Origin of the sequence: Tepidimonas sp., assembly GCF_029335975.1 — a bacterium.
GTDB lineage: Bacteria > Pseudomonadota > Gammaproteobacteria > Burkholderiales > Burkholderiaceae_C > Tepidimonas.
Genome location: NZ_JARJMT020000171.1, coordinates 1 through 2874 on the forward strand (window position 1 = coordinate 1; position 2874 = coordinate 2874).

The 2874-nt window shown below is 66.9% G+C and carries 4 protein-coding genes and 1 pseudogene; all 5 read right to left on the minus strand.

Annotated features, from left to right (window positions below; genetic code table 11):
- Positions 1 to 142 (minus strand): annotated as a pseudogene (locus P3W97_RS09615) (malonyl CoA-acyl carrier protein transacylase); the annotation flags it as partial.
- A gap of 28 nt (positions 143 to 170) precedes the next feature.
- On the minus strand, positions 171 to 1190 hold the full coding sequence (locus P3W97_RS09620; RefSeq protein WP_300846191.1) for a beta-ketoacyl-ACP synthase III: 1020 nt from the start codon (positions 1188 to 1190) through the stop codon (positions 171 to 173).
- A 40-nt stretch (positions 1191 to 1230) separates the two neighbouring features.
- Positions 1231 to 2283, minus strand: coding sequence for a phosphate acyltransferase PlsX (gene plsX, locus P3W97_RS09625; protein WP_300846193.1), 1053 nt, complete (start codon positions 2281 to 2283; stop codon positions 1231 to 1233).
- 56 nt (positions 2284 to 2339) lie between these two features.
- Entirely contained in the window at positions 2340 to 2522 is a 183-nt protein-coding gene (gene rpmF, locus P3W97_RS09630; RefSeq protein ID WP_300846195.1) for a 50S ribosomal protein L32, read from the minus strand.
- 194 nt (positions 2523 to 2716) lie between these two features.
- Positions 2717 to 2860 carry a hypothetical protein gene (locus tag P3W97_RS09635; RefSeq protein ID WP_300846197.1) on the minus strand — a complete coding sequence of 48 codons (144 nt, stop codon included), beginning with the start codon at positions 2858 to 2860 and terminating at the stop codon, positions 2717 to 2719.
- Positions 2861 to 2874: the final 14 nt, after the last annotated feature.

Below are 2874 nucleotides of genomic sequence, written 5' to 3' on the forward strand. Positions count from 1 at the left end.
GGATCAGGCGACCGATGTCCTCGCCCAGGGCATCGGAAGCCTCCTGCAGCGTGGCACGCACCACCGGATGGTCGCCCCAGGCGTCGAGCATGCCCACCGACTGTGAACCCTGCCCCGGAAACACGAATGCAAACATGGTCATCGTACCAATGCTCCCATGTGAAATGTCGTCAGTAGCGCACCAGCGCCGAGCCCCAGGTGAAGCCGCCGCCCACCCCTTCCAGCAACAGCAGCTGGCCCGGGCGCACCTGGCCGGTGCGCACCGCATGGTCCAACGCCAGCGGAATCGACGCCGCCGAGGTGTTGCCGTGCTGATCGACGGTGACGGCGACCCGCTCCATGGGCAATTTGAGCTTGCGCGCCGTGCTCTGCATGATGCGGATGTTGGCCTGGTGTGGGATCAGCCAGTCGATGTCGGCCTCGGTCATGCCCGCCTTGCCCAGCACGGTGCGGGCCGTTTCCTCCAGCACCCCCACGGCCAGCTTGAACACCGCCTGCCCTTCCATGCGCAGCAACGGCTCACCCAGCACCTGACCGCCGGCCACCGTGCCGGGCACACACAAAATGCCAGCATGCCGACCATCCGCATGGATGTCGGTGGCGAGCACCCCGGGGCCTTCACCGTCGTGTTCGATGGCCTCCAGCACCACGGCGCCGGCGCCGTCGCCAAACAGCACGCAGGTGGTGCGGTCGTCGAAGTCCAGGATGCGCGAGAACACCTCCGCACCCACCACCAGCGCACGGCGCGCGCCGCCGGTGCGGATCAAGGCGTCGGCCACGGTCAGCGCATAGATGAAGCCGGTGCACACGGCTTGCACATCGAATGCAGCGGCCCCGATGGGCCCCTGCCCCCCCGCGGCCTGGGCGGCCTCGTGCAGCTTGCGCTGCAGGATCGTGGCGGTGGACGGAAACACCATGTCGGGCGTGGACGTCGCCACGACGATCACGTCCAGCTCATGCAGCTGACGGCCAGCGGCGCTCAGCGCCTTCAGGCTGGCCTGCAACGCCAGGTCGCTGGCCATTTCGCCCTCGGCAGCGAAGTGGCGCGCGCGGATCCCGGTGCGCTCGACGATCCAGTCGTCGCTGGTCTCGAGTCCACGCGCGGCGAGCAGGGCCACCATGTCGTGGTTGGTCAGTCGCTTGTCGGGCAGGTGGCTGCCCGTCCCAGTGATGCGGGCGTACAGACTCATCGGCGATCTCATTCCTGGCAATGGACGGCGGGGCGCCCGCTCAATCGGAGACGGTGGCCGGCAATTGACCCGAGGAGGTCGCCATCAGGGGCGAAGCTCGGGCGATGTGGCGCTGCACGCGCTCGAGCAATCGGGCCTCAGCCGCATCATACGCGCGCCGCAGCGCCTGCTCGAAGGCAAACGCATCGGCCGAGCCATGGCTCTTGAAGACCAGTCCACGCAGGCCCAGCAGCGCCGCTCCGTTGTAGCGCCGGTGGTCCACGCGGCGCTTGAAGCGCGCGAGCACTGGCCAGGCCACCAGCGCCGCCAGCCGCGAATGCCAGCCGCGGCCGAACTCCTCGCGCAAAAACGCCCCGATCATGCTGGCCAGACCCTCGCTCGCCTTGAGCGCGACATTGCCCACGAAGCCGTCACAGACGACGATGTCCGTGGTGCCCTTGAAGATGTCGTTGCCCTCGACATTGCCATAGAAATGCAGATCGCCGCGGGCGGCCGCCGCGCGCAACAACTGGCCAGCGCGCTTGATGACATCGTTGCCCTTGATGACCTCTTCACCAATGTTGAGCAGGCCCACACTCGGGTTGTCGCGGCCGTTGGCGGCGACCAAGGCCGAACCCATGATGGCAAACTGCAGCAGATGCTCTGCCGTGCAATCGACATTGGCCCCCAGGTCCAGCACGGTAGTGGCGCCACCGGCTGCATTGGGTATTTGCGTGGCGATGGCTGGCCGCTCGATACCGTCGAGTGTCTTGAGCACATAACGCGCAATGGCCATCAGCGCCCCGGTGTTGCCGGCCGACACCGCCACATCCGCCGCCCCCTCTTTGACCTGCGCGATGGCCACGCGCATGGACGAGTCTTTTTTGCGGCGCAAAGCGACCTCGACGGGGTCGTCCATCTCGACGACCTCCGCTGCGGACACGACGGTACAACGGCTGACATCCAGCTGCGGCGGCAGCCCAGACAAGGCGTCGGGGCGACCCACCAGCAACAGACGCGCCCGGGGATAGGCAGCCAGAAAGGCTGCGCACGCGGGCAGGGTCACGGAGGGGCCGTGATCCCCCCCCATGCAATCGACAGCGATGCGAATCACGGCAGCTTCAGGCGACCGCACGCAAGACGCCGCGCCGCCCATGTCCGCCGCGCAAATCAAGCCTCAGACTTGCTCTTGATGACCTGACGGCCGCGGTAAAAGCCGTTGGGGCTGATGTGGTGGCGCAGATGCGTCTCGCCCGTGGTGGGCTCAACGGCAATGCCCGGCACGGACAGCGCGTTGTGCGAGCGGTGCATGCCGCGCTTGGACGGCGATTTTTTGATTTGTTGGACGGCCATGATCGGCTCCTGAAATGCGGATGCAGTAGATGGAATAAACCCATCATTATAGTCCGTCCGCAAACGGCGGCTCCAGCTGCGCTCCGGAGCAGTTCGACACCGCCCCCGCGCAGCGGTTACTTCACCAGCGGCCTCACATGGGTGAAGACGCCGTCCACCGGCAGCACTTGTCCGGTGATGCTGCTGGCGGCTTCCTACAGAAGCCAAGCAATCTCCTGCGCCACCAGCTCGGCGGTGTGCACCCCGCCGAGCGGGTACTGGCGGCCCGCGCCCTCGCGCATGGCCGGCAGCTTAAGCAGCCCGGCCGTCATGGGCGTGTCGGTCATGCCCGGTGCCACGGCGTTGATGCGCA

What these genes read in the sequence shown, in the direction of transcription:
- P3W97_RS09620 (WP_300846191.1), bottom strand. Translation starts at nt 1,190, where the DNA reads ATGAGTCTGTACGCCCGCATCACTGGGACGGGCAGCCACCTGCCCGAC.
- rpmF (WP_300846195.1), bottom strand. Translation starts at nt 2,522, where the DNA reads ATGGCCGTCCAACAAATCAAAAAATCGCCGTCCAAGCGCGGCATGCAC.